This is a genomic window from Protofrankia sp. Cas8 (assembly GCF_963555845.1).
In the GTDB taxonomy this organism is placed as follows: domain Bacteria; phylum Actinomycetota; class Actinomycetes; order Frankiales; family Frankiaceae; genus Protofrankia.
This window is the reverse complement of the sequence record NZ_CAUVXI010000211.1, coordinates 6,147-10,273: the sequence shown is the minus strand read 5'-3', so window position 1 is coordinate 10,273 and position 4,127 is coordinate 6,147. Positions and strand designations below refer to the sequence as shown.

Sequence of the window (4,127 nt, the reverse complement as noted above, 5' to 3'; positions counted from 1 at the left end):
GTTGCCATGGGTGCGGCTGATCCGGCGAGGGTGTGGGCGGCGGTCAATCATTTCTCGCAGGTAGGTGTTGAGCGATTCGTCCCGGGCAGCCGCCCGCGCCTTGAGGATGCGGGCTGCTCCCGGGCCGGGGTGCACGGGCTGCGGACAGCCATCGACCACCCCTGTCAAATCACACAGCGTTAGATCATCTGATTTTGTTGGCGAGTCGCCTGGCAATGTTTCGAAGACCCGAACCCGACTGCATTCCGACTCGCACTTGCCTACGACTAGCTTTGCTTCTGATTTTCCTTGATCGCCTCACCCAAGCCGAGCGCTCGCAGCACGTTGCTCGCCGCGGACGCCACCCGCGCGCTCCCCACGATCGGCGCGATCGCCGTGCACACCGATTGCGCGTCGGCCGCGGTCAGGCCAGCGTCGCGCGCCGCCGCGAGATTCACCATATAGGATACGGGCGCCGAATCCATCGAGATGAGCGCCGCCAGCCGCACGAGGTGATAAGTGCGTGGGTCGAGACCCGAGTTCGGCAGGGTGTCGATATGCATCTGAAGGAGTTGCTCAAGAACCGGCAGATCGCCCCGCGCTACCGCGTCAAGAGTCCGTTCGGGGGTTTGTGTCGCCATTGATCTTTTCCCTTCCCTTACATCGCCAGCACGGCTACCAGTGGCGGTATCCGCTCTTGGGACCTGAACTGCCCAGCCGTGTCCAGCTCAAACCATAGATGGCAGGTGTTTTCCGATGCAACTAACTCTGCGTGCCTGACGGCGAAGTGTCCGAGGGTCCTCGTGAGATCGTCCGGCACAGTCTCGCCCGTCTACGCCGATCTCAGCTCCTCACGATCGGTAACAGTAAGTCATGATCTGGAATCACCAGAAGAGACACGGGCAAGGGTCATTCTTTCTCCGGCTGTCTTCCCAATGGATGACGACCTGCCAGGTCGCGCAACCTGATCCACGGCTCTTCTGCCGGAGCTTTCTCTGGCACGTCAGGTTCCTGCGCGATAAGCGCTCCGTACCGTGCGGCCAGCGGCGAGGCTGAAATGCCGTGCAGGACCACCGAGAACAGGATCGTCCACGTCGCGGCCGCTACCAGCGTGTCGCCGGCACTGCTGTGGTCGAATTCCTCCAGGGCGATGAGAGTGAAGACCACCGAGGCCAGCCCGCGAGGGCCGAACCAGCCCATGAAGGCGACGGTGGCAGGCCGCAGGTTGATTCCCATGAGGGCGAGCGCGACGGGCACCATCCTGATCACCGTCAGGCTTGACACCGCGTACACGATGGGCCGGGCCGACAGTGCGTGGGAGAAGGTCATTCCTACGAACAGCGCGCCGAAGATGGTCCACACTACGAAGGAGACGGTCAGCCCGAGCGTCTCGGTGAACGCGCCGGCCGCGCCCAGACGCCCTTTGGTAACGGACCCGAACAGGATCCCCCCGCCGAATGCCGCGACGAACCCGTTCCCGCCGATCGCGACCGAGCCCGCGTACGCAAGCAGCGCGAGCGCGAGGATGGCGATCTGCTCGGACACCTCCGAGGTCCACCCCCGGCTCTTGGCGAATGCCAGCAGGTTCCCGCCGACAAAGCCGACGACGGCCGCCGCGACTATCGCCAGGCCGATCTCCTTAAGCGCCTCCAGGCCCCACGCGTGCTCGCCGATGCCTTCCTCGGCCGCAGCCACCGCGATGAAGAAGGTGACAAACGGCGTCGCGATCCCGTCGTTGAGGCCGCTCTCGACGTTGAGCGCCCGGCGGATCCGCACCGGCACCGCTTGGTTGGTCACGACAGCCAGGCCAAGGGCCGCATCGGTGGGGGCGAGAATCGTGGCGATCAGCGCCGCCAGCGCCCACCCTGCCCCCGGGAGCAGGTAATAGGCTAGTAGCGCGCCTGCGGCGATGGTGAGCGGGAGCCCCACGAACAGCAGGCGCCCGGGTAGTGTCGCGTCGCCCTCGACGTCACGGAGCCGGACTGTCGAGGCATCGGAGAAGAGCACCAGCGCCAGCGTCAGCTCAGTGATGTGAGGATCGTCTTGCTGCTCAGCGAAAACGGCAGAATCCCGAGCGCGTACGGGCCGAGAATCAAGCCAGCCGCGACAAATACCATCGGCCCGGTGATCCACCAGAGATCCAGCTTGGACGCCACCAGCGCGTAGGCCACGAATACGACCGCTACTACGGTCAGGCCACTCATCATGTACCCTTCGCGGCAGTATGATCCCTGTGCCCGACTCTCCCCACACGACTTCGAGGTGACTAGTTTTCGTCTCGATCAGGATCGCTTGGGGTAGGAATAGGGCTTCATGTACGGCGCCCTGGGAGCGACCGGCAATAGGGGACGCGGCGTCGAGTCCGTCGTCGGTGTAGCCATTGTCACTGTAGCCGTCGTCGGTGTAGACGTCGTGACTGTAGACGATGTCGATGCGGAAGGGTGGGACTCGGCGTTCGCACGTCGAGGTCGTCGAGTTTGACCAGGACGCCGCTGACATGAATCGTGACGATCTGCTCGGCCAGGTAGAAAATGTCATCATAATGGCCGATTCCACCTACTGTCGGACGACATTCGGCCGAACGGTAGGTGGTTCCGGTCATCAGGATGGCCTCAACGACCTACGCATCCGGCCCCGTCACCCGGATTCTGTTCACCGGCGGCATCACATGGCAGCCGGTGAAGCCTCGTGGCCGGCACGAGGCCGCCCCACGTACCTGCACACATCGGCAGCGGCGTATCTACTTGACTTTGCCAGGTACTGGGCAGAATCTAGAAGCGTGACGTTCACCCATGACCCGCAACTGCTCAAGGGCGTCCTGTCCCTGCTACTGCTGCACCTGCTGGCCGAGCGGGAGTCCTACGGGTACGAGGTGGTGCAACGGCTGCAAGGGGTCGGCCTCACCGACGTGCTGGAAGGCACCGTCTACCCGGCGCTGGCCCGGCTGGAACGCGAGGGGCGGGTGGCCGCCCGGCTGGTGTCGTCCTCCAGCGGTCCTGCCCGCAAGTACTACCGGCCGACACCAGCCGGCTACGAGGCTCTGGCGAGCGGGACGGCGACCTGGACCCGGCATACGGCGATCGTCAATGCCGTCCTCACCCGCCCCCTAGCCCCCCCTGCGTCGTCGACACCGAAATGAGGACACGACATGCCGCACTCCGTCACGTGGATCGACCGGCTGCGCATCGAACGTTTTGTGTGGACGCTGGACCAGCAGATCTACGACCTGCCACGGTCGTCGCGGATAGGCACTCGGCGCGAGGTACGCACCAACCTCCTCGCGGCCGCCCGGGACGTCGGCACCACCGCGGCACTGCGACGGCTGGGCGGCAGCCGCCGCCTAGCCGAGGAATATCTGACCGCCCAGCTCGGTGAGGGCCCTCGGCACTCCTGGATCGCCGCCGGCTACTTCTGCACACTCGTTCCACTGGTGATCAATTTTTTCTTCGGCGAAGCCGCCTCGGCGTACCAGCAGGCCATCACGGCGACGGACCCGCACGCGACCGGAACGTTCACCTGGGGTGGCATCGGCTACCTGCAAACCGCGGTCACGTACACCTTCGCCGAGGGTCATGGCAGTCAGGTCGGCGGTGCCTGGACCCCGATTACCTATGTCCTGTTGCTGGTGGGAACAGTGCTGGCGGGCAGACTCTGGCGGCTCCTGCCGTGGATGGCACGTCGTCTCAGGCCGACGGCCACCCCCTGATCACACTCCACCCGCTCGGTCTCGGCAGGGAATTGACCATGACGGCTGTTCTGTGTTCGCCCGGTCGCCGGTAACAGTCGAGAGGGCACCTCCGAGGTGTAGTTGTTACATATCATCGCGAAAACGCACGCCCGCTTCGATGATCCGAATCTGGTGTCGGGCGCCGGACTGATCGGAGATCATGCGACTGGCCGAACACGCAGGCGTTCGTCGACATTGATTCCTGTCAGCGGCCAGCAGCTCTTCGACGTCCGGTAGGACAGGGCGTAGCGCAGGTACCCCGATCCCGCTCCTTGATCCACACCCCTGTTGCCGGGCGCTCTTAATTTTCCGAGGAGCCTTGCCTTCGGGCTCCATCTCACTCTATGGTCGTATGACCGTACGCCAAAGGGTTAGGGAGTCGACGATGACAGCAACGCGACAGGTGGCGCTCGTGACGGGT

5 protein-coding genes are annotated in these 4,127 nt (G+C 64.3%); 2 read left to right on the top strand and 3 right to left on the bottom strand.

The features are described 5' to 3' along the window. Positions 1-266: 266 nt before the first annotated feature. The 3 genes from U9977_RS22575 to U9977_RS22565 form a co-directional block, all read right to left on the bottom strand. Positions 267-620 (bottom strand): carboxymuconolactone decarboxylase family protein, encoded by a 354-nt coding sequence (locus U9977_RS22575; protein WP_322751293.1) that lies wholly within the window; start codon positions 618-620, stop codon positions 267-269. Positions 621-888: 268 nt separating this feature from the next. After that, a complete protein-coding gene (locus U9977_RS22570; RefSeq protein WP_322751292.1) occupies positions 889-1,986 on the bottom strand; it encodes a cation:proton antiporter in 1,098 nt (365 codons plus the stop codon). An 11-nt stretch (positions 1,987-1,997) separates the two neighbouring features. Then, positions 1,998-2,183, bottom strand: a complete 186-nt coding sequence (locus U9977_RS22565) for a hypothetical protein (protein WP_322751291.1) — start codon at positions 2,181-2,183, stop codon at positions 1,998-2,000. Positions 2,184-2,758: 575 nt separating this feature from the next. Between U9977_RS22565 and U9977_RS22560 the strand changes: the two genes are divergently transcribed. Beyond that, positions 2,759-3,118: a PadR family transcriptional regulator gene (locus tag U9977_RS22560; protein ID WP_322751290.1), complete on the top strand. Its 360-nt coding sequence runs from the start codon at positions 2,759-2,761 to the stop codon at positions 3,116-3,118. Positions 3,119-3,127: 9 nt separating this feature from the next. Continuing rightward, a complete protein-coding gene (locus tag U9977_RS22555; protein ID WP_322751289.1) occupies positions 3,128-3,685 on the top strand; it encodes a hypothetical protein in 558 nt (185 codons plus the stop codon). Positions 3,686-4,127 lie beyond the last annotated feature (442 nt).